Origin of the sequence: Hafnia alvei, assembly GCF_900095695.1 — a bacterium.
GTDB lineage: Bacteria > Pseudomonadota > Gammaproteobacteria > Enterobacterales > Enterobacteriaceae > Hafnia > Hafnia alvei_B.
In genome coordinates, this window is sequence record NZ_FMIQ01000057.1 from 69,131 (window position 1) to 89,424 (window position 20,294).

A 20,294-nucleotide genomic window follows, 5' to 3' on the forward strand; every position below is an offset into this window, starting at 1 on the left:
TCAGCATATCCCAGCAGATCGTTTTAGCGGCCATACAGATGAGTTAATGTGACTCAATCGCGATAATTTCTACCTATTTTGACCAATATCACCCATTTGATTCAATTTGGCTCATGTGAAGGATGAATTTGATCGTTTGTCAGCGATGCTCGCTTCTTATCCAATAGTCAGGTGATTTATTACAGGGTGAGGTTGGCAATGAGCTCGCAAATTTGGGTCGTCGGGACGCTATTAACAAGCATCATAATAATTATATTAACCATCGTTAAATTTAAGATTCACCCATTCTTGGCATTACTGCTGGCCAGTTTTTATGTTGGCGTATTAATGGGAATGAACCCGTTGGAAATGGTGAATGCCATTGAAGGTGGGATTGGTGGAACGCTAGGCTTTTTAGCCGCCGTGATTGGCCTGGGAACTATTCTGGGCAAAATGATGGAGGTTTCTGGCGCCGCTGAGCGTATCGGCATTACGTTGCAAAAATGCCGTTGGCTATCGCCAGACGTCATTATGGTTTTAGTTGGATTGGTATGCGGTATTACGCTGTTTGTGGAAGTGGGCGTGGTATTGCTGATCCCTCTGGCATTTTCAATTGCTAAAAAGACCAATACTTCTTTGCTGAAGTTGGCGATCCCGCTGTGTACGGCGCTAATGGCGGTACATTGTGTTGTCCCTCCGCATCCGGCGGCATTGTATGTGACGAATGCGTTAGGGGCTGATATTGGTACCGTCATTGTATACGGCTTGTTGGTAGGTCTTGTGGCTTCGCTGATCGGCGGCCCGTTATTTTTGAAGTTTGTCGGTCATCGCCTTCCGTTTAAACAAGTCCCCGCCGCGTTTTCTGAGCTGGAAGTGCGCCGAGAAGAGGATCTACCATCGCTGGGTGCCACGTTATTTACCGTGTTGCTGCCGATTGTGCTGATGCTGATCAAGACGGCGGCCGAACTCAATATGACCAAGGGTTCAGCGCTGTATAACTTCTTTGAATTTATTGGCAATCCGATTACTGCGATGTTTATCGCCGCCTTCGTTGCCTATTACGTATTAGGCATCCGCCAGCATATGAGCATGGGTAAACTGCTGAGCAAAACGGAAGATGGATTCTCTTCAATTGCTAACATTTTGCTGATTATCGGTGCGGGCGGCGCATTTAACGGCATTCTTAAAGCCAGTGGCCTTGCTGATACTTTGGCGGTGCTGCTTTCTAATATGCACATGCATCCGATTTTGCTGGCTTGGCTGGTGGCGATCATTCTTCATGCCGCAGTGGGTTCTGCCACGGTGGCCATGATGGGCGCCACGGCGATTGTTGCGCCGGTATTGCCGCTCTATCCCAACGTGAGCCCTGAAATTATCACGCTAGCCATTGGCTCTGGCGCGATTGGTTGCACCATCGTCACCGACTCCCTGTTTTGGCTGGTTAAGCAATACTGTGGTGCAACGCTGAGTGAGACATTTAAATATTACACAGTGGCGACTTTCATCGCGTCGCTGATCGCTTTAGGTACGACTTTCCTACTCTCTTATATCGTTTAATCGAGAAGATACTATTTATGAATACGTTTGAAATTGAACATTTGGTTGAACAATATCCATTGGTTAAACAGCTGATTAACTTAGATGAAGTTACGTGGTTTAACCCGAACACCACCACGTTGGCGGAGGGGCTTCCTTACGTTGGTTTGACGCAGGATGACGTTACGCAGGCGGAGGCGCGCCTTCAGCGATTTGCCCCTTACCTTTGCTTAGCGTTCCCAGAAACGCAAAAAACGCACGGTATTATTGAGTCTGAAGTTGTTGCGATTCCTGAGATGCAGGCTGCGCTGGAACAGCGCCATCAGCAAAAAATTGCTGGCCAACTGATGCTGAAAAAAGACAGTCATTTGCCTATCTCTGGGTCGATCAAAGCACGTGGTGGGATTTATGAAGTGCTTACCCACGCTGAAAAACTGGCCATTGAAGCGGGAATGCTGTCAGAAGAAGATGACTATAGCGTTCTGTACTCTGATAAGTTTCGCCAATTCTTTAGCCAATACAGCATTGCGGTGGGCTCTACCGGTAATCTAGGCATGTCGATCGGCATTATGAGCGCCAAACTTGGCTTCAGCGTTAGTGTGCATATGTCTGCTGATGCGCGGGCGTGGAAAAAGCAAAAACTGCGTGAGCACGGCGTGAATGTGGTGGAGTATGCGCAGGATTATGGCGTGGCTGTTGCTCAAGGACGCAAAGAGGCGGAATCAGATCCCCATTGTTTCTTTATTGATGACGAAAATTCACGCACGCTATTTTTAGGTTATGCCGTTGCCGGTGGGCGTTTACGCCAACAGTTTAGCCAAATGAATATTCACGTTGATGCCGAACATCCGCTGTTTGTTTATCTGCCGTGCGGCGTGGGTGGTGGCCCCGGCGGAGTCGCATTTGGCCTGAAATTAGCCTTTGGCGACAACGTACATTGCTTCTTTGCGGAGCCCACTCATTCACCGTGCATGCTTCTGGGTATTCATACGGGTCTGCATGATGAAATTTCAGTTCAGGATATTGGGATCGACAATATCACCGCAGCCGATGGTTTAGCCGTTGGCCGTGCATCCGGCTTTGTTGGGCGAGCGATGGAGCGCCTGCTTGATGGTTTATATACCTTAAGCGATCAGGAAATGTATAACCTGTTAGGGCTTCTAAACCAGCAGCAAGGTATTCAGCTAGAACCTTCGGCGCTGGCGGGAATGCCGGGAGCCGCACGAGTCTGTGGGGATACTCAATATTTACAGAGCCACGGATTAGACGCACAGAAAATGCAAAATGCGACTCACTTGGTATGGGCAACGGGTGGAGGCATGGTGCCAGCAGATGAGATGGCGAAATATCTTGCTGCGGCGAAAGTCTAGTTTCTCGCGTGATAAATAGGCGAACGGGGCGAATGGCCCCGTTTCTATATTTATCTGGCGATTATCAGCTGATCTTACAAATACAACGAACGCACAATCAGGAAATGACCGGCAAAATAGCTGGCGGCGATAATGGCGTCAGCGGCACGGAACGTGAATCGGTAGCGGTTAACCAGCCATACCACGTTAGACAGCAGCAACAGCGATGCTCCCACCAACAGTGAGAAACCAAAATCGGTGCCGCGTGCAAAGTATTGATCGCCTGCCATCCATACCATCAACAGCGTCATCGCAATATAGGTCACCACCGGCCAGCGCATATCTTCTAAGCGCGTCCAAATGGTTGCGATCAGAATAATTCCGATAACGATTAACACAGCCAGCATGGGCAGATAAAACGATACCGTTAAGGCACTGGCGAAGCTGATGGTGTACAGAAGGTGTGATAAGAAAAACGCACCGATGGCGTACAGCATGCGCTCGCGTGGCAATAATAACAGGGCATCGGCGGCAAGCGTGGCGAGCAGGCCAAGTAGAATTAGATAGCCGCTGGCCTGAATATTGGGTGCGCTCCATGCCAGCAAAAGCAGCAACAGCATGGTGACGGGTTTGAAGACCCAACGTTGCCAGCGCGGGCCACGATAGCTGGCATCAACAAATAGCCAACCAGAAAATAAGACTGCAAGAAAAGCCCAACTCATCATTTATCCTTTTTTAATTAGCAGGTTAATTTTCTGATTCTTATGATGCTAACGTTGCATCAAGAATAAGAATAAATAGATAGTCACTTATCTTCTGAGTGTAGGGGATCACGGCTGGCGACGACAATGACTTTACCTGCTATCGGTGCGGATGAAGTGTAAACAACTTCATGTTATGTTAACCCGCTGTATCCATAGCGCATATGCTGCCGAGCAGGCGTTGTGGTAGCGAAAAGGTTATTGAATTGAAAATTGCCCATTGGCAGTGATGAGGAACGTCATGTCTGGTCAAGCGCCTCTATACCGAATTCAGTTTATGAACAACGGCAAAAACTATCAGATTTACGTGCGTGAAATGGTGCAAAGCAATCTGTTTGGTTTTCTCGAAATCGCCGATTTTGTTTTTGATACCCAAAGCGCCGTGCTGGTCGATCCCTCAGAGGAGAAGTTGAAGAACGAATTCTCTGGCGTAGAGCGCAGCTATATTCCTATTCAGGCCGTTATTCGCATTGATGCCGTTACCGAACGCGGCAGTGCGCGGATCTCTGATTTAGGCAATAATGTCACCGCTTTCCCTTATCTTCCCGGCAAAAAACCATGAGTAAGCCACCGCTGATATTTGTCGTGATCGTTGCTGTTATTGTGGTATTTGCTGCCCAACGTTTCATGCAGCAACGCCGTCAAAATGCGATTAACGATGCCGCACCGTTAAGCACTCAACAGGTTGAAGTGAGCGCTAAGCGTGAGTTTCCTGCGCCCAATCGGCGTTCACGCCAGCGTGAAGTGATCGCGGGGGAAGACATGCGGTATGAGGTTTATTTCCAGCCGATAATGGGGGGAAGTGAGCTGAAATTTGTCGTACCTGAAAAAACCTATCACCAGATAGATAAAGGTGCGCGTGGTACGCTCAGCACGCAGGGCACGCGCTTCGTGAGCTTTGAACCACAGGCGCAATAGCCAAACCTCCCCTGTTGGGGAGGACTCTCCAGCCATTCGTTATTTCTTCGGCGGAGTATTCTTTTTCTGCCAAGCCAGCAGCTCAAAAACGCCAAACAGGAAAATCCGTACTTCCTGCCATTTGCCGATCTTCGGCTGGTCTTTGGTTAACGTAGTTTTCAGCATCGTGACCTGTAAACCGTGCATCAACACCATAAACACCAGCGCCACGTTCATAAAGATATTCAGCGGGCGGGTGTAAGGATGGATGATGTTGACCAGCATAAATCCCCACACGCACAGCATGAGTAAGCGGCCAATATTAATTCCCATTATGATTTCCTCGAATTATGACGCGCTGCGCGTATATAAACGATAAGCGACCTGACCCGCCACTTTTTCGCGGTGCAATGCCCAGTTTGCAGGGACGTCTGCAGCTGCACTTTCCGCTTCGGCCTCAACGTAAATAAAGGCTTCATCCGCGAGCCAGCCATGCGTTTCTAGCAGCGTAATCGTTTCTGCCAATAGCCCTTTTCTAAAGGGAGGATCGAGAAAAACCACCTGATAGGGTGTACCCGGCTGTGATAGCCATTTTAGCGCATCGGTGTTTTGCACCGTGATTTTATCGGTATCAATCAGCGCGACATTTTTTTTGAGCTGGGCAGCAACCGTGCGGTCGGCTTCAAGCAGCGTAGCGTGCTCGGCATAGCGAGAAACGGCTTCAAAGCCCAAAGCACCGCTGCCGGCAAAACAATCGAGACAGCGAGCACCATTCAGCTCGGGAGTCAGCCAGTTAAACAGCGTTTCACGCACGCGATCCGTGGTGGGGCGCAGGCCGGGGCTATCTGGGACGGGAAGTTTTCGGCCACGCCATAGGCCGCCAATGATGCGGATTTGTCCGCTGGATTGGGATGCAGGTTTTTTTGCCATGAATGCGGTATTTTTTGTTTGGGTTGCTGTATTAGACGGTGCCATAACAGGCCAATCTTCATTGTTGCCGTGCAAGGTAACCGTTTATTGATGGAAATGCCACTTGAAACCCATCCGCATGCATGTTGCGATAAGGGGTTAAGTGATAAACTTGTTCAATTGTAGTTTATCAACAATTTTGAATTTCAGGCGGGAGAGTCGTCGCACTATGGCAAAAGATAAAAAACGTGGTTTTTTCTCCTGGTTAGGGTTTGGGCGTCAGGAAGAGCAGCCGGAAAAGGCGCAAGAAGACGAACAACAAACGCCACCAGTGGTAGAAGAAACAGAACAACATCAAGCTGATGCGCCATTAGAGCAGACAACTACGTCAGAATCGCTGGATGACAAACTGCCTGAGCGTGAATCTGACTATGCGGCTTCCGTGGAGACTCCCGGCGAATGGGATGCCACCGTTGCACCAGAACATGCCGCTGAAAATCTGCCGTTGGCGGAGCAGCATGCCCAGCGTGAAGCGCCAGCCAAAGTATTGGCTGATGAACTGGTTGAAACGACGGAGCATTTAGCGTCAAGCCACGAGCATCGTCCCGATGCGCAAGGTGCTGAGGTTTTTGCTGAGCAAATTGTAGAGCTTACTCAGGCGCATCACGAAGAAGCACCTGCGCTGGAAGCTATCGCTGAACCGGAACAGATCGAACCTGAGCACACGCCAGTTTCCGCTCAGACAACCGCTGAAAATATTATTCATGCCAGTGAACCACTGGTGAACAAGCACGATAATCACCACGGCGGTGAGCATCTCGAACATGATGCGGAAGTGTTTGCCGAACAAGTGATTACGCTGACTGAAGCGGCACATCCGCATGTTCATCAAGAACCGGTTATTGATGAGCCGTACATCGAAGAGCTGGTTGAGCAGGAAATCGCTGAGGATGATGCGATTAAACATGAGCCAGTGGTGGGGGAATCCGTTTCCGAGCCTGAGCCTGAAGCCATCGACGTAATCGCTGAGATTGCGCGCTCAGAAGAAGTTGTCGATCTGGATACCGACGTCGTTGATGAAGCTGATACTGACGAATCAGACGTTGATGAAACTGATGAGGATGAATCTCAAGCTGACGCGCAACCAGAAGCTGCGGCAGTGGTTCAGCACGAACAGGAACGCCCAACGAAAGAGGGGTTCTTTGCTCGACTTAAGCGCAGCCTGCTGAAAACCAAACAAAATCTGGGTTCCGGATTTTTCGGCTTGTTCCGTGGTAAGAAAATCGACGACGATCTGTTTGAAGAGCTGGAAGAACAGTTGCTGATTGCCGACGTTGGCGTTGAAACCACCAATAAAATTATCAAATCTCTGACTGAACATGCTAGCCGCAAAGAGCTCAAAGATGCTGAGTCGCTGTATGGCAAACTGAAAGAAGAGATGGGTGAGATTCTAAGCACCGTTGATAAACCGCTAGACGTCAGCGGCCATACGCCGTTTGTTATCTTGATGGTTGGCGTTAACGGCGTGGGCAAAACCACCACGATTGGTAAGCTGGCTCGCCAGTTCCAAGCCGAAGGCAAATCTGTGATGCTCGCGGCGGGCGATACCTTCCGTGCGGCGGCGGTTGAACAGCTGCAGGTTTGGGGTGAGCGAAACAATATTCCCGTGGTTGCACAGCATACCGGTGCCGATTCTGCTTCCGTCATCTTTGATGCGATTCAAGCCGCCAAAGCACGTAATATCGACGTGTTACTGGCAGATACCGCAGGACGCTTGCAGAACAAATCGCACTTGATGGAAGAGCTGAAGAAAATCGTTCGCGTAATGAAAAAGTTGGACGAAGATGCGCCACATGAGGTTATGCTGACGATTGATGCTAGCACCGGACAAAACGCCGTGAGTCAGGCAAAACTGTTTAACGAAGCGGTCGGCCTGACCGGTATTACATTAACCAAGCTGGATGGCACCGCTAAAGGCGGGGTGATCTTCGCCGTGGCCGATCAGTTTGGCATTCCGATCCGCTATATCGGGGTTGGTGAAGGTATCGAAGATTTACGGCCATTCAAGGCCGACGATTTTATTGAGGCACTTTTTGCCCGTGAGGATTAATACGGATGATTCGCTTCGAACAGGTCAGTAAAGCGTATCTGGGCGGGCGTCAGGCTCTGCAAGGCGTAGATTTTCATCTACGTCAGGGCGAGATGGCGTTTCTCACCGGTCACTCAGGCGCAGGGAAAAGTACCCTGCTTAAACTGATATGTGGCATTGAGCGCCCAAGCGCAGGACATATTCTTTTTGGTGGTCATGACATCAGCCGCTTACGCAACTCAGAAGTTCCGTTTTTGCGTCGCCAGATTGGCATGATTTTCCAAGACCACCATCTGTTGATGGATCGAACGGTATACGACAACGTGTCGATGCCGCTGATTATTTCAGGTGCCAGCAGCGAAGATATCCGTCGCCGTGTCTCTGCGGCGCTGGATAAAGTGGGGTTATTGGACAAAGCCAAAAACTTCCCGATCCAGCTTTCCGGCGGTGAACAGCAGCGCGTTGGGATCGCCCGTGCGGTGGTTAACAAGCCTGCCGTGCTATTAGCGGATGAGCCAACCGGTAACTTGGATGAGGCGCTGTCAGAAGGTATTTTGCGCCTGTTCGAAGAGTTCAACCGTGTGGGCGTTACGGTGCTGATGGCAACCCATGATATGGGACTGATTGCGCGCCGTCGCTACCGTATGCTGACGCTCAGTCAGGGACGTATGGACGGAGGTATTTCGCATGGCTAAGGCTCCAAATCGTTCGGCCTCGCGCGCGAAAATGCCGGATAAAGCTAAGGCGCTGCGTGGCGGCTGGCGTGAACAGTGGCGCTATGCATGGGTTAACACGCTGGCTGATATGATGCGCCAGCCATTGGCGACCCTGCTTACGGTGATGGTCATTGCTATTTCACTGACCCTGCCCAGCGTATGCTATCTGGTCTACAAAAACGTCAGCGAAGCGGCTTCACAGTGGTATCCAACGCCGCAGTTAACGGTTTATCTGGATAAGGCGCTGGATGACGACGCTGCCGAGCAAGTGATGACGGTGCTGAAAGGCGAAGAGGGCGTGGATAAAGTTAACTACCTCTCGCGAGAAGAAGCGCTGGGCGAATTCCGCAACTGGTCAGGCTTTGGCGGTGCGCTTGATATGCTGGAAGAGAACCCGCTTCCTGCAGTGGCCATTATTACGCCAAAAATGAATTTCGAAAGTAGTGATACCCTTAACACCCTGCGCGATCGCGTAGCGGCCGTGAAAGGGGTTGATGAAGTTCGCATGGACGACAGCTGGTTTGCGCGTTTGGCTGCGTTAACCGGGCTGGTCGGACAGGTCGCGGCGATGATTGGTATTTTGATGATTGTGGCCGTGTTCTTGGTGATTGGTAACAGCGTGCGTCTGAGCATATTCAGCCGTCGCGACACCATCAACGTGATGAAGCTGATTGGAGCGACCGACGGATTTATTCTTCGGCCATTCCTTAATGGCGGTGCGCTGTTAGGCTTTAGTGGCGCAGTTCTATCGCTAATTTTGTCTCAGGCGATGGTATGGCAGCTGGGTTCCGCGGTTGCCAAAGTGGCCTCGGTATTTGGCACCACGTTTGTGCTACATGGCTTAGGCTGGGATGAGTGCCTATTGTTGGTGCTGGTCTCCGCCATGATTGGCTGGATTGCCGCGTGGCTGGCCACCGTTCAACATTTACGCCGATTTACACCACAATAGTGAAATAGTGTTATACTCTTCCCTCGTTGAGTTGCTGACGGGGGAAGAGCCATTTTGGTTAAACCCGATACCGGTTCTCCATCCTATACTCCCCCCATCACATTCCCAATGAGTTCATGTCTGTTGTAGAATTGTGCTAAATTTATGCACGCAACATTGAACTTGTGGGATAACTCACGGTCAAATTTTGCAGAATCGTGTTAGTGTCCGCGCTGTTATATCGTTAGAATTGCTACGGCGTTACTAGTACGGCTGGATTGAATATTGAGAGGGTTTGAATGACCAAAGAGATGCAAACTTTAACCTTAGTTCCTCAAGGTAGCTTGGAAGCTTACGTACGTGCGGCCAACACCTATCCGATGCTGACAGCAGAGGAAGAGAAAGAACTGGGTGAACGACTGCATTACGAGGGTGACTTGGATGCAGCAAAACAGCTGATTCTGTCGCACCTGCGCTTTGTTGTTCATGTTGCCCGTAACTATGCCGGCTACGGGTTGCCGCAGGCAGACCTAATTCAGGAAGGTAACATCGGCCTGATGAAAGCTGTGCGTCGTTTTAACCCAGAAATGGGCGTACGACTGGTGTCCTTTGCGGTTCACTGGATCAAAGCTGAAATTCACGAATATGTGCTGCGTAACTGGCGCATTGTGAAGGTTGCGACCACCAAAGCCCAGCGTAAGCTGTTCTTCAACCTGCGTAAAACCAAGCAGCGTTTAGGCTGGTTCAATCAGGACGAAGTGGAACTGGTTGCTCGCGAGCTGGGCGTGTCTGAAAAAGACGTGCTGGAAATGGAATCGCGTATGGCCGCGCAGGACATGGCTTTTGACATGTCTAACGACGACGATGACAGCTCACCTGCTGCGCCAGTGCTGTTCCTACAGGATAAATCTTCTGATTTCGCCAACGATATTGAAGATGACAACTGGGATAGCCACGCCGCCGACAAACTGAGCTTAGCGATGGAAGGCTTGGATGAGCGTAGCCAACACATTATTCGTGCCCGTTGGTTAGACGACGACAACAAAGCAACGCTGCAAGAACTGGCCGATCAATACGGTGTGTCTGCAGAGCGTGTGCGTCAGCTTGAAAAGAACGCAATGAAAAAACTGCGTGCAGCAATTGAAGCCTAAGCTTTAAACGCACGACAGTCTGACAAAAGGCGATGCTTAGCATCGCCTTTTTTATTTGTCATTTTCATCCTAACTCTGCCAGCCCTGTTCGCCGTTGCTCAGTTCGCAGAAGTTAAACCCACACGCCTTCATGAAAGCATCCATCTCTGCACGGTTTTCACTAGGAACCTCGCTCACGGCTAACTGCCAAACGTTGATATCGGGCAACTGACGCAGAGTATCTTCCATCAGATATAAACCTACGCCGCGGCGGCGGGTTACTTCTCGCACACACAGGTCGTGTAGCGTGGCGAAACCTTTGGGTTTATCGAGAAATACCTTTACGGCGCCTAATAGTCGGTCATTGAAACGGGCGGCGAATAGGGCATTTCCCGCCTCGAGCCACGCTTGCCATGCCTCTGGCTGCTGCTCTGGCCACACTTTTCCCAAATCACGGATATCATCTGAATTTAATTCTACTAAGCGTTCAATGGTGAGTTTCATGTTTTATCTTCTGCCAAGAATAATTGCTAAGCATTGTAAATGATCTGCATCCATTGACGGTGTAACTTTTGGTGTACAAAATCTGAGCGGATTATTTTTATCGATCTGCTATTTTCAGAGTAAAAAATTAGTAAATGAATTGTTTATCAGATGAACGTGCTTATCTCGTGGTAAATGTTGCCGCATTGCTCCGATTTTTGTGCTGTTTACACCGCTTGTTTCTAGTGTTCTGATTTGATTTACAGAATAAAATCCCTGTTTAATGATATGAAAAATAAAGTGTTATTAGGAAATATTGCTGCGAAATCACATAATTCATTATTTCTTATGCATAAAAGCATTTCATGTTAATAATATGTTGCGTGATAACACATCAAAGCAAACACAACAAACATAACGACAGGTGGGGATGAGCGGATGAGTATTAACAAGGGTAAGGTTTTTCTGGCGGGCTGTATGGCGTTAGCCATGAGCAGCAGCGTGATGGCAAAGGACATTAAAATTGCCATTGTGGGCGCGATGTCTGGCCCAGTGGCGCAATATGGCGATATGGAGTTTACCGGTGCTAAGCAGGCGATTGCGGATATCAACGCGAAAGGCGGCGTGAATGGCGACAAACTGGTCGGCGTGGAATACGACGATGCCTGCGATCCTAAACAAGCGGTAGCGGTGGCAAACAAGGTGATTAACGATGGCATTCGCTATGTTATTGGCCATCTGTGTTCTTCTTCAACCCAGCCCGCATCGGATATTTACGAAGATGAAGGCGTGTTGATGATCACCCCAGCGGCGACCAATGCCGATCTCACCACGCGCGGCTATAAGCTGATTATGCGTACCACCGGGTTGGACTCCGATCAGGGGCCAACGGCGGCCAACTATATTCTCAATACCATTAAACCGCAGCGTATCGCCGTGGTGCATGACAAACAGCAATATGGTGAAGGCTTGGCACGCTCGGTTAAAGATGCGTTGGAAAAAGCCAATGTGAAGCCCGTGCTGTTTGAAGGTGTGACGGCAGGTGACAAAGATTTCTCCACGCTAGTGGCTAAACTGAAGAAAGAGAACGTCGATTTTGTTTACTTCGGCGGCTATTACCCAGAGATGGGGCAGATTTTGCGTCAGGCTAAGCAAGCTGGCCTGAAAGCTAAGTTTATGGGACCAGAGGGCGTGGGTAACTCTTCTTTATCTAACATCGCGGGAGATGCTTCCGAAGGCATGTTGGTCACGCTGCCACAGCGCTACGATCAGGTTCCGGCTAACAAAGCCATCGTAGACTCGCTGAAAGCCAAAAAACTGGACCCAACTGGCCCGTTTGTGTGGACCACCTATGCCGCGCTGCAATCGCTGACCACCGGCATGGAGCGCAGCAAAAGCGAAGAGCCTGCTGACATCATCAAAAACCTCAAGGCTCAACCGGTTGATACCGTGATGGGGCCATTGAGCTGGGATGACAAAGGCGACCTGAAAGGCTTTGAGTTCGGTATCTTCGAATGGCACGCCGATGGTTCTTCAACCGCGGTGAAGTAAGTTCTGATCGATAGTGTTTTTATGTATTGGTAGGACGAGCCAGCACAACAAGGACGTTGTGCTGGAGTTTGGGGCGCCCTGGATGGGCGATACCAAACCGAAGCGAAAATGCCATCTCGGAAAAAGTGCGGGAGTGCAGAGACCACGCACTGGCGGTCTCTGCCCGTACGCCTACACGCATGTTGCATAAAAATGCGGAATTAATGGGCGGACGGAATCTTACACATATGCTTTAGATAAGCATGATACCGTGCTGGACATCATCACTAAGCCCTTGTGTGGTATGAGGATAGGGTATGTCAGAACAGTTCCTTTATTTCATTCAGCAGATGTTCAACGGCGTAACGCTGGGGAGCACCTATGCGCTGATCGCCATTGGTTACACCATGGTTTACGGCATTATCGGCATGATCAACTTCGCGCACGGCGAGGTTTATATGATCGGCAGCTATGTCTCCTTTATTGTGATTGCGGCGCTGATGATGCTCGGTATCGATGCCAGCTGGTTATTGATTGGGGCTGCATTCATTGTGGCGATCGTCATCACCAGTGCCTATGGCTGGAGCATTGAGCGCGTGGCTTATAAGCCCGTTCGCTCGTCAAAACGCCTTATTGCGCTGATCTCCGCGATTGGGATGTCCATCTTTTTACAAAACTATGTCAGCCTTACACAGGGTTCACGCGATCTGGCGCTGCCGCGCTTGGTGACCGGCCAATGGACGCTGGGAGAAAGTAACGGCTTTGCCGCCAGTATTTCCACCATGCAAATCATTATCTGGGTGGTGACGTTCCTCGCTATGCTGGCGCTGACGTTATTCATCCGTTATTCCCGCATGGGGCGCGCCTGCCGTGCCTGCGCCGAAGACCTTAAAATGGCGAGCCTGCTGGGTATCAGCACCGATCGCGTTATCTCTCTGACCTTTGTGATTGGCGCCGCTATGGCGGCTGTGGCTGGCGTATTGCTGGGGCAATTTTACGGCGTTATTAACCCATATATTGGGTTTATGGCGGGCATGAAAGCCTTTACCGCAGCGGTATTGGGAGGCATTGGCAGTATTCCTGGTGCGATGATTGGCGGCCTGATCCTCGGCGTGGCAGAAGCGCTAACCTCTGCGTATCTGAGTACGGAATATAAAGACGTAGTGTCTTTTGCCTTGCTGATTGTGGTGCTGCTGGTGATGCCTACCGGCATCTTGGGGCGCCCGGAGGTTGAGAAAGTATGAAACAGCTCAATCTGGTTAATGCGATTATTTCGACCATCACGATGTTTATCCTCGCGTCGTTTATTATGGGTGTTCAGCTTGGCCTAGATGGCACCCATTTGGTGGTGAATCTGGCGGATTCTGTACGCTGGGAATGGATTGGCGCGGGCTGTGTGGTGGTCTTTTTCTTCCAATTGATGCGCCCGATGATCCAGCAGGGTTTCAAGAAAGTCGCTGGCCCTTCTTTAGTGCTGCCAAGCTTGGATGGTTCTACGCCAAAGCAGAAATTGGTATTAGCGCTGATCCTCATCGCGGCGGTAGTTTGGCCGTTCGTGGTATCACGCGGCACGGTGGATATTGCCACCCTGACGCTTATCTACGTCATGCTGGGGCTGGGTCTGAATGTGGTGGTCGGGCTGTCTGGCTTGTTAGTGTTGGGGTACGGTGGGTTTTATGCCATCGGCGCTTATACCTACGCGCTGCTCAATCACTATTATGGCATTGGATTTTGGGAAAGCCTGCCGATTGCAGGGATTGTGGCCGCGGCTTTTGGCCTGCTGCTAGGATTTCCTGTGCTGCGGCTGCGCGGCGACTATTTGGCGATTGTTACGTTAGGCTTCGGCGAAATTGTACGTATTTTGCTGCTGAACAACACGGATATTACCGGTGGGCCAAACGGTATCAGCCAGATCCCAAAGCCAACCCTCTTTGGATTGGAGTTTAACCGCAGCGTGCGCGACGGTGGCTGGGGATCATTCCATGAATTCTTTGGCCTGAAATATGACCCAAGCGATCGCATTATTTTCTTATATCTCGTGGCGTTGTTGCTGGTGGTGATAACGCTGTTTGTCATCAACCGACTGCTAAGAATGCCGCTTGGGCGAGCATGGGAAGCGCTGCGCGAAGACGAAATAGCCTGTCGCTCATTAGGCCTGAGCCCAACGCGGATTAAGCTAACGGCGTTTACCATCAGCGCGGCGTTTGCCGGTTTTGCGGGAACCTTATTTGCGGCGCGGCAGGGGTTTGTTAGCCCTGAATCATTCACCTTCGTCGAATCAGCCTTTGTGCTGGCGATTGTGGTATTGGGCGGGATGGGATCGCAGTTTGCGGTGATTCTGGCTGCGGTGATCTTGGTGGTGTCTCGCGAACTGATGCGTGATTTAAATGAATACAGCATGTTGTTGCTCGGTGCGCTGATGGTGTTGATGATGATTTGGCGGCCGCAAGGATTACTGCCAATGAAACGCCCACAGCTGAAATTCGCCCCACGCAAAGGAGGCCAAGCATGAGCGCAAAACCTCTGTTGCTAGTGAATAATTTATGCATGCGCTTCGGCGGATTGTTGGCGGTGAATAACGTCGCGCTGATGCTTAATGAGGGAGAAATTGTCTCTCTCATTGGGCCAAACGGGGCGGGGAAAACCACGGTATTTAACTGCCTAACCGGTTTTTATCGCCCGAGCAGCGGCTCGATAAAACTGCGCGACCGTGAGCTTGCGGGGCTGGCTGGGCAGCAAATTGCACGAATGGGCGTGGTGAGAACGTTCCAGCATGTCCGTCTGTTCAAAGAGATGACGGTGGTAGAAAACCTGCTGGTTGCACAGCATCAGCACCTGAAAAGCGGGGTGTTTGCTGGCCTGCTAAAAACGCCAACGTTTCGCCGCGCTGAAGCCGATGCGTTAGAGCGCGCGGCCGTATGGTTAGATCGCGTGGGATTGCTGGAGTTTGCTAACCGTCAGGCGGGCAATTTAGCCTATGGTCAGCAGCGCCGGTTAGAGATAGCCCGCTGTATGGTGACGCGTCCTGAGCTGTTGATGCTGGATGAACCGGCGGCAGGGCTTAACCCAAAAGAGACAGATGAGCTTAACGAGCTGATCGCCGATTTACGCAATCATCATCAGGTCTCTGTGCTGTTGATTGAGCATGATATGAAACTGGTGATGGATATTTCAGACCGAATTTACGTGGTGAATCAGGGAACCCCGCTGGCACAAGGCTCACCCGAAGAGGTGCGCAATAATCCTGATGTGATTCGTGCTTATTTGGGAGAGGCGTAACTATGCTGACTTTAGATAATGTCTCAGCCCATTATGGGAAAATTCAGGCGCTGCACAACGTCAGCATTCAGATCCAGAAAGGTGAAATCGTTACGCTCATCGGCGCAAACGGTGCAGGAAAAACGACGCTGTTGGGTACGTTATGCGGTGAGCCGCGAGCGACCTCGGGGCGTATCAATTTTCTTGGGCAAGACATCACCGACTGGCAGACGGCCCGTATTATGCGTGAGGCAATAGCGATTGTGCCGGAAGGGCGTCGGGTATTCTCGCGTATGACGGTTGAAGAGAACTTGGCGATGGGCGGCTTCTTTGCCGACCGACACCAGTATCAAGAGCGCATTGCGCGCGTTTATGATCTATTCCCCCGTTTGCATGAACGCCGGATACAGCGCGCAGGTACCATGTCCGGCGGTGAACAACAGATGCTGGCAATAGGGCGTGCCTTGATGAGTCAGCCTAAGCTGTTGCTGCTTGATGAGCCGTCGCTGGGCCTTGCGCCTATCATCATTCTGCAAATTTTCGATACCATTCAGCAGCTGCGCGAAGAGGGTATGACCATATTTCTGGTCGAACAAAATGCCAATCAGGCGCTCAAACTGGCCGATCGCGGCTATGTGCTGGAAAACGGCCATGTGGTGCTGGAAGACAGCGGTTCAGCACTGTTAGCAAACAGCGCCGTACGTAGTGCGTATTTGGGCGGGTAGAGCGCTGGGATCTCGATATGAACATAGCAGCATGGACGCTGCGTAAAGCTTAAGGATATTCTTGTCGAGAATGAAGAACAGATAATACTTCAATGCTGTCGATGGTTATCTGATAAACCACAATATAGTTGGGATGTGCAACGATTTCTCAGGTTCCTAATACCCGACCAGATCGAAACAAATAGGGATGTTCGGCAGCAGGTAATATCGCGTCATCAATTCGTTGCATTAAAGCTTCGGCAGCAAAAGGATTTTGCTCGGCAACGAAAGCTATCAGGGTATATAAATCGTGTATGGCATCGTCAGTCCATTTGACGGTTAGCATTAGGCTAATTTCCTTTTAGCTTTGGCTTCAGCAATGATTTTACGTGCGCCTGCCATGACTTCATCATGAGGTAATCTGGCACGATTATTATCCATTGATGCTTCTACTTTCGCTTTAAACCAATGCTCGTAGCTATCTGCTTGTTCCTGAGTTTCAAACTCTGAAACGATAGGGGAGAGTTTTTTCTGCATGATGTTAACTCCAAAACTGCTGACCTTTTAACCAGTATAGCGTTCTCCACTATTCAAACCAAGTTATACCCCCCATACTTGAAGCAGCTTCGACGCTGGCTACGTTCGCGCACCCGAATCACTTACTAAAGTAATCTCATCGGGATTTACTTACTTGCCGCCTTGACGCTACTCCAATTATTTGGGGTATAGAACGCGCGTTTCACCGTCATCCCTCCGTCATATTTCCTTCACCTATCGGTTATTTTTCTGTCATACGCGCATGTCATGGTACATCCCGAAAATCAGACGTTCTTTATCACTCAACATTTACGGTGATAACACTCATTCGACGGGGATTTAGCATGATGAATAAGACAATAAAACGCAGCATCTGTAGCTTGGCGGTCACGTTTTGCCTCAGCGCTCCGGCGTTGGCGGTCACTGAAATTCCCTTCTGGCATTCGATGGAGGCGGAGCTCGGTACTGAGGTCGATAGCCTTGCTCAGCGTTTTAACCAATCTCAAAATGAATACAAAGTGGTGCCGGTTTACAAGGGCGACTATGAGCAAAGCCTAGCGGCGGGGATCGCCGCTTTCCGTGCGGGTAAAGCGCCGGCAATCTTACAGGTTTATGAAGTCGGCACGGCCACCATGATGCAGGCTAAACAGGCGGTTAAGCCGGTCTATCAGGTCTTCAAAGATGCGGGTATTCCGTTCGACGAGTCCCAGTTTGTTCCAACCGTAGCCGGTTACTACGCTGATAATGCCAGCGGGCAGCTTCTTTCTCAGCCGTTCAACAGTTCAACGCCGGTTCTCTACTACAACAAAGACGCGTTTAAAAAAGCCGGGTTAAATCCGGATGAGCCGCCAAAAACGTGGCAGGCGCTGGCAGCCGATGCGGCGAAGCTACGCGCGAGCGGCATGAGCTGCGGATATGCGTCTGGCTGGCAGGGCTGGGTACAGTTAGAAAACCTCAGTGCGTGGAACGGTGTTCCTTTTGCCACTGAAAACAACGGATTTGGTGGCCCATCGGCACGCTTGGAATTTAATAAGCCGTTGCAGGTGAAGCATATTCAGCTGTTGTCAGACATGCTCAAAAAAGGCGATTTCAGCTACTTTGGCCGTAAAGATGAGCCAACGGCTAAATTCTACAACGGTGATTGCGCCATGATGACTGGTTCTTCCGGGTCGCTGGCCAACATTAAACAGTATGCCAAATTTAACTACGGCGTGGCCTTTATGCCCTACGACGCCGATGCAAAAGGTGCTCCGCAAAATGCCATTATCGGCGGTGCTAGCCTGTGGGTGATGAACGGCAAGAAGCCTGAGACTTACAAAGGCGTAGCGGAGTTCTTCCAATTCTTAGCCAAGCCAGAGATTGCCGCCGAATGGCATCAAAAAACCGGCTATCTGCCGATCACGACGGCGGCCTATGAGCTGACCAAACAGCAGGGCTTCTACGATAAAAATCCGGGCGCAGATGTTGCCACGCGACAAATGCTGAACAAGCCGCCGTTGGCGTTCACCAAGGGCGTACGTTTAGGCAATATGCCGCAAATTCGTACCGTGGTTGATGAAGAGCTTGAGGGCGTTTGGACCGGTAAGAAAACGCCACAGCAGGCGCTGGATGAAGCGGTATTACGCGGCAACCAGCTGTTAGAGCGCTTTGAAAAATCGGCGAAGTAGTTGAAGTAGTTTTGTTCTACCTTGCCAATCGCCTTAGAGATGGGCGATTGGCTGGTGTCTGTATCTGGTAGCAAATTTTGAGGTGTTATGAGTTCCCTAACTCCCACGTTTAAATGCAGCTGGTTGCCCTATGCGCTGGTGGCTCCACAGCTTTTAATCACCGCGATTTTCTTCCTGTGGCCTGCGGGTGAAGCGCTGTGGTATTCGGTGCAAAGTCTCGATCCTTTCGGCCTTTCCAGTGAGTTTGTCGGTTGGCAAAACTTTGTTTCGCTTTGGCATGACCCCTACTATTTGGCCGCGTTTCGCACCACGCTATGGTTTAGTGGTCTGGTCACTTTTTTTGGATTAGTGCTGTCGCTATTTTTTGCCGCGCTGGTGAATCATGTGTTGCGCGGTCGCCGTATTTATCAAACCTTGTTTATCTTGCCTTACGCGGTTGCGCCCACTATCGCCGCCGTGCTGTGGATGTTTTTGTTTAATCCGGGGCTGGGGCTGGTATCACATTTTCTTGGTGCGATGGGCTATAACTGGAACCATGCGCAAAATAGCGGTCAGGCCATGTTTTTGGTGGTGCTGGCCTCGGTGTGGAAACAGGTAAGTTATAACTTCTTGTTTTTCCTTGCTGCATTACAGTCGGTGCCTAAGTCTTTGCTCGAAGCTGCCGCTATCGACGGTGCGGGGCCGATTCGCCGTTTCTTCCACATTGTACTGCCCTTGATTTCTCCGGTGAGTTTCTTCTTGCTGGTGGTTAATCTGGTTTACGCCTTCTTCGACACCTTTCCGGTTATTGATGCCGCGACCGGCGGTGGGCCAGGGCAATCCACAACGACGCTGATTTATAAAATCTACCGTGAAGGATTTGCGGGGCTCGATCTTTCCAGTTCAGCGGCGCAGTCGGTGGTTCTGATGCTGATGGTCATTGCGTTAACCCTGATCCAATTCCGCTACGTTGAGCGTAAGGTACGTTACCAATGATTGAGAACCGCAAAGGCTTAGATGTGTTTTGTCACATTATGCTGGTGTTGGGCGTGATGGTGATTTTATTCCCGCTGTATGTGGCGTTTGTTGCCGCAACGCTCGATAAGCAACAGGTGTTTGATGTGCCAATGACGCTGCTCCCCGGCTCACGGCTGTGGCATAACGTTTCGCAGGTTTGGCATCAGGGGGTAGGCAGCGCCGGAGCACCATTTGGTATTCAGTTGATGAATAGCTTTATTATGGCGCTCGTGATTACGGTGGGGAAAATTACGGTCTCAATGCTTTCCGCATTTGCGATTGTCTATTTCCGTTTCCCATTGCGTAACCTGTTTTTCTGGTTGATATTCATCACGTTAATGTTGCCGGTCGAGGTGAGGATTTTTCCCACGGTTGAAGTGATGGCAAACCTAAATCTGATGGATAGCTACACGGGATTAACGCTGCCGCTGATGGCTTCGGCAACCGCAACGTTTTTATTCCGACAGTTTTTTATGACGCTGCCGCATGAGCTGCTAGAGGCTGCGCGTATCGATGGTGCTGGGCCGATGCGTTTTTTCCGCGATGTGCTGTTCCCTCTTTCTAAAACGAATTTAGCGGCGCTGTTTGTCATTACGTTTATCTATGGGTGGAATCAATATCTTTGGCCGCTGCTGATAACCAGCGATCCCTCAATGGGAACGGCGGTCGCCGGCATTAAAAGCGCCATCTCGAGTGGAGAGAGCGCAACGCAGTGGCAACTTGTGATGGCCGCATTGCTGATGACGCTATTACCTCCGCTGTTGGTGGTATTGGGTATGCAGCGCTGGTTCGTCCGTGGTCTGGTTGATAGCGAGAAATAACTGA

General features: G+C 50.4%; 22 protein-coding genes. 16 read left to right on the top strand and 6 right to left on the bottom strand.

What is annotated here, in order from left to right; genetic code table 11:
* Positions 1–198 precede the first annotated feature (198 nt).
* Positions 199–1,536 (top strand): D-serine transporter DsdX, encoded by a 1,338-nt coding sequence (gene dsdX, locus BN1044_RS14915; protein ID WP_072309372.1) that lies wholly within the window; start codon positions 199–201, stop codon positions 1,534–1,536.
* A gap of 17 nt (positions 1,537–1,553) precedes the next feature.
* Positions 1,554–2,885, top strand: a complete 1,332-nt coding sequence (locus BN1044_RS14920) for a D-serine ammonia-lyase (RefSeq protein ID WP_072309373.1) — start codon at positions 1,554–1,556, stop codon at positions 2,883–2,885.
* 74 nt (positions 2,886–2,959) lie between these two features.
* Here BN1044_RS14920 and BN1044_RS14925 read toward each other — a convergent pair whose 3' ends face one another.
* The gene (locus BN1044_RS14925; RefSeq protein ID WP_072309374.1) at positions 2,960–3,586 is read right to left on the bottom strand and encodes a lysoplasmalogenase; all 627 of its coding nucleotides are present in this window, start codon (positions 3,584–3,586) and stop codon (positions 2,960–2,962) included.
* Between the two features lie 280 nt (positions 3,587–3,866).
* On the opposite strand from BN1044_RS14925, the gene BN1044_RS14930 reads away from it, so the two are divergent.
* Together BN1044_RS14930 and BN1044_RS14935 are read left to right on the top strand one after the other, a co-directional pair.
* A complete protein-coding gene (locus BN1044_RS14930; protein WP_072309375.1) occupies positions 3,867–4,187 on the top strand; it encodes a DUF1820 family protein in 321 nt (106 codons plus the stop codon).
* The gene (locus BN1044_RS14935; RefSeq protein ID WP_046459988.1) at positions 4,184–4,543 is read left to right on the top strand and encodes a DUF2500 domain-containing protein; all 360 of its coding nucleotides are present in this window, start codon (positions 4,184–4,186) and stop codon (positions 4,541–4,543) included. The genes BN1044_RS14930 and BN1044_RS14935 overlap by 4 nt, the downstream gene beginning before the upstream one ends.
* Positions 4,544–4,582: 39 nt before the next feature.
* Here the strand turns inward: BN1044_RS14935 and BN1044_RS14940 are convergent, their stop codons facing one another.
* Positions 4,583–4,855, bottom strand: a complete 273-nt coding sequence (locus BN1044_RS14940) for a DUF1145 family protein (protein WP_025799404.1) — start codon at positions 4,853–4,855, stop codon at positions 4,583–4,585.
* Between the two features lie 15 nt (positions 4,856–4,870).
* The gene (gene rsmD / locus BN1044_RS14945) at positions 4,871–5,452 is read right to left on the bottom strand and encodes a 16S rRNA (guanine(966)-N(2))-methyltransferase (RefSeq protein WP_072309484.1); all 582 of its coding nucleotides are present in this window, start codon (positions 5,450–5,452) and stop codon (positions 4,871–4,873) included.
* Positions 5,453–5,660: 208 nt separating this feature from the next.
* On the opposite strand from rsmD, the gene ftsY reads away from it, so the two are divergent.
* The 4 genes from ftsY to rpoH all read left to right on the top strand — a co-directional run bounded on the left by ftsY (position 5,661) and on the right by rpoH (position 10,315).
* The gene (ftsY, locus tag BN1044_RS14950; RefSeq protein WP_072309376.1) at positions 5,661–7,541 is read left to right on the top strand and encodes a signal recognition particle-docking protein FtsY; all 1,881 of its coding nucleotides are present in this window, start codon (positions 5,661–5,663) and stop codon (positions 7,539–7,541) included.
* Positions 7,542–7,546: 5 nt separating this feature from the next.
* Positions 7,547–8,215, top strand: a complete 669-nt coding sequence (ftsE, locus tag BN1044_RS14955) for a cell division ATP-binding protein FtsE (protein ID WP_004090701.1) — start codon at positions 7,547–7,549, stop codon at positions 8,213–8,215.
* On the top strand, positions 8,208–9,185 hold the full coding sequence (ftsX, locus tag BN1044_RS14960; RefSeq protein ID WP_072309377.1) for a permease-like cell division protein FtsX: 978 nt from the start codon (positions 8,208–8,210) through the stop codon (positions 9,183–9,185). The genes ftsE and ftsX overlap by 8 nt, the downstream gene beginning before the upstream one ends.
* A 278-nt stretch (positions 9,186–9,463) precedes the next feature.
* Positions 9,464–10,315, top strand: coding sequence for an RNA polymerase sigma factor RpoH (rpoH, locus tag BN1044_RS14965; protein WP_025799396.1), 852 nt, complete (start codon positions 9,464–9,466; stop codon positions 10,313–10,315).
* 69 nt (positions 10,316–10,384) lie between these two features.
* Here rpoH and panM read toward each other — a convergent pair whose 3' ends face one another.
* Entirely contained in the window at positions 10,385–10,798 is a 414-nt protein-coding gene (gene panM, locus BN1044_RS14970) for an aspartate 1-decarboxylase autocleavage activator PanM (protein ID WP_072309378.1), read from the bottom strand.
* A gap of 417 nt (positions 10,799–11,215) precedes the next feature.
* Between panM and BN1044_RS14975 the strand changes: the two genes are divergently transcribed.
* The 5 genes from BN1044_RS14975 (at position 11,216) to livF (ending at position 16,290) form a co-directional block, all read left to right on the top strand.
* Positions 11,216–12,328: a branched-chain amino acid ABC transporter substrate-binding protein gene (locus BN1044_RS14975; protein WP_072309379.1), complete on the top strand. Its 1,113-nt coding sequence runs from the start codon at positions 11,216–11,218 to the stop codon at positions 12,326–12,328.
* Between the two features lie 296 nt (positions 12,329–12,624).
* On the top strand, positions 12,625–13,551 hold the full coding sequence (gene livH, locus BN1044_RS14980; protein WP_040046462.1) for a high-affinity branched-chain amino acid ABC transporter permease LivH: 927 nt from the start codon (positions 12,625–12,627) through the stop codon (positions 13,549–13,551).
* Complete coding sequence (locus BN1044_RS14985) at positions 13,548–14,819, top strand: high-affinity branched-chain amino acid ABC transporter permease LivM (protein WP_072309380.1); 1,272 nt, start codon at positions 13,548–13,550, stop codon at positions 14,817–14,819. Before livH ends, BN1044_RS14985 begins: the two co-directional genes overlap by 4 nt.
* Positions 14,816–15,586, top strand: coding sequence for a high-affinity branched-chain amino acid ABC transporter ATP-binding protein LivG (gene livG / locus BN1044_RS14990; protein WP_072309381.1), 771 nt, complete (start codon positions 14,816–14,818; stop codon positions 15,584–15,586). Before BN1044_RS14985 ends, livG begins: the two co-directional genes overlap by 4 nt.
* 2 nt (positions 15,587–15,588) lie before the next feature.
* The gene (gene livF / locus BN1044_RS14995; RefSeq protein ID WP_040046465.1) at positions 15,589–16,290 is read left to right on the top strand and encodes a high-affinity branched-chain amino acid ABC transporter ATP-binding protein LivF; all 702 of its coding nucleotides are present in this window, start codon (positions 15,589–15,591) and stop codon (positions 16,288–16,290) included.
* A gap of 148 nt (positions 16,291–16,438) precedes the next feature.
* Here livF and BN1044_RS24215 read toward each other — a convergent pair whose 3' ends face one another.
* The gene (locus tag BN1044_RS24215) at positions 16,439–16,615 is read right to left on the bottom strand and encodes a type II toxin-antitoxin system RelE/ParE family toxin (protein ID WP_348771008.1); all 177 of its coding nucleotides are present in this window, start codon (positions 16,613–16,615) and stop codon (positions 16,439–16,441) included.
* Positions 16,615–16,806: a type II toxin-antitoxin system RelB family antitoxin gene (gene relB / locus BN1044_RS15005; RefSeq protein ID WP_072309382.1), complete on the bottom strand. Its 192-nt coding sequence runs from the start codon at positions 16,804–16,806 to the stop codon at positions 16,615–16,617. The genes BN1044_RS24215 and relB overlap by 1 nt, the downstream gene beginning before the upstream one ends.
* Before the next feature lie 344 nt (positions 16,807–17,150).
* Here relB and ugpB point away from each other — a divergent pair, with 344 nt between their 5' ends.
* The 3 genes from ugpB to ugpE all read left to right on the top strand — a co-directional run bounded on the left by ugpB (position 17,151) and on the right by ugpE (position 20,290).
* The gene (ugpB, locus tag BN1044_RS15010) at positions 17,151–18,473 is read left to right on the top strand and encodes a sn-glycerol-3-phosphate ABC transporter substrate-binding protein UgpB (RefSeq protein WP_072309383.1); all 1,323 of its coding nucleotides are present in this window, start codon (positions 17,151–17,153) and stop codon (positions 18,471–18,473) included.
* 87 nt (positions 18,474–18,560) lie between these two features.
* On the top strand, positions 18,561–19,448 hold the full coding sequence (ugpA, locus tag BN1044_RS15015; protein ID WP_072309384.1) for a sn-glycerol-3-phosphate ABC transporter permease UgpA: 888 nt from the start codon (positions 18,561–18,563) through the stop codon (positions 19,446–19,448).
* On the top strand, positions 19,445–20,290 hold the full coding sequence (ugpE, locus tag BN1044_RS15020; protein WP_072309385.1) for a sn-glycerol-3-phosphate ABC transporter permease UgpE: 846 nt from the start codon (positions 19,445–19,447) through the stop codon (positions 20,288–20,290). The genes ugpA and ugpE overlap by 4 nt, the downstream gene beginning before the upstream one ends.
* The last annotated feature ends 4 nt before the right edge of the window (positions 20,291–20,294 follow it).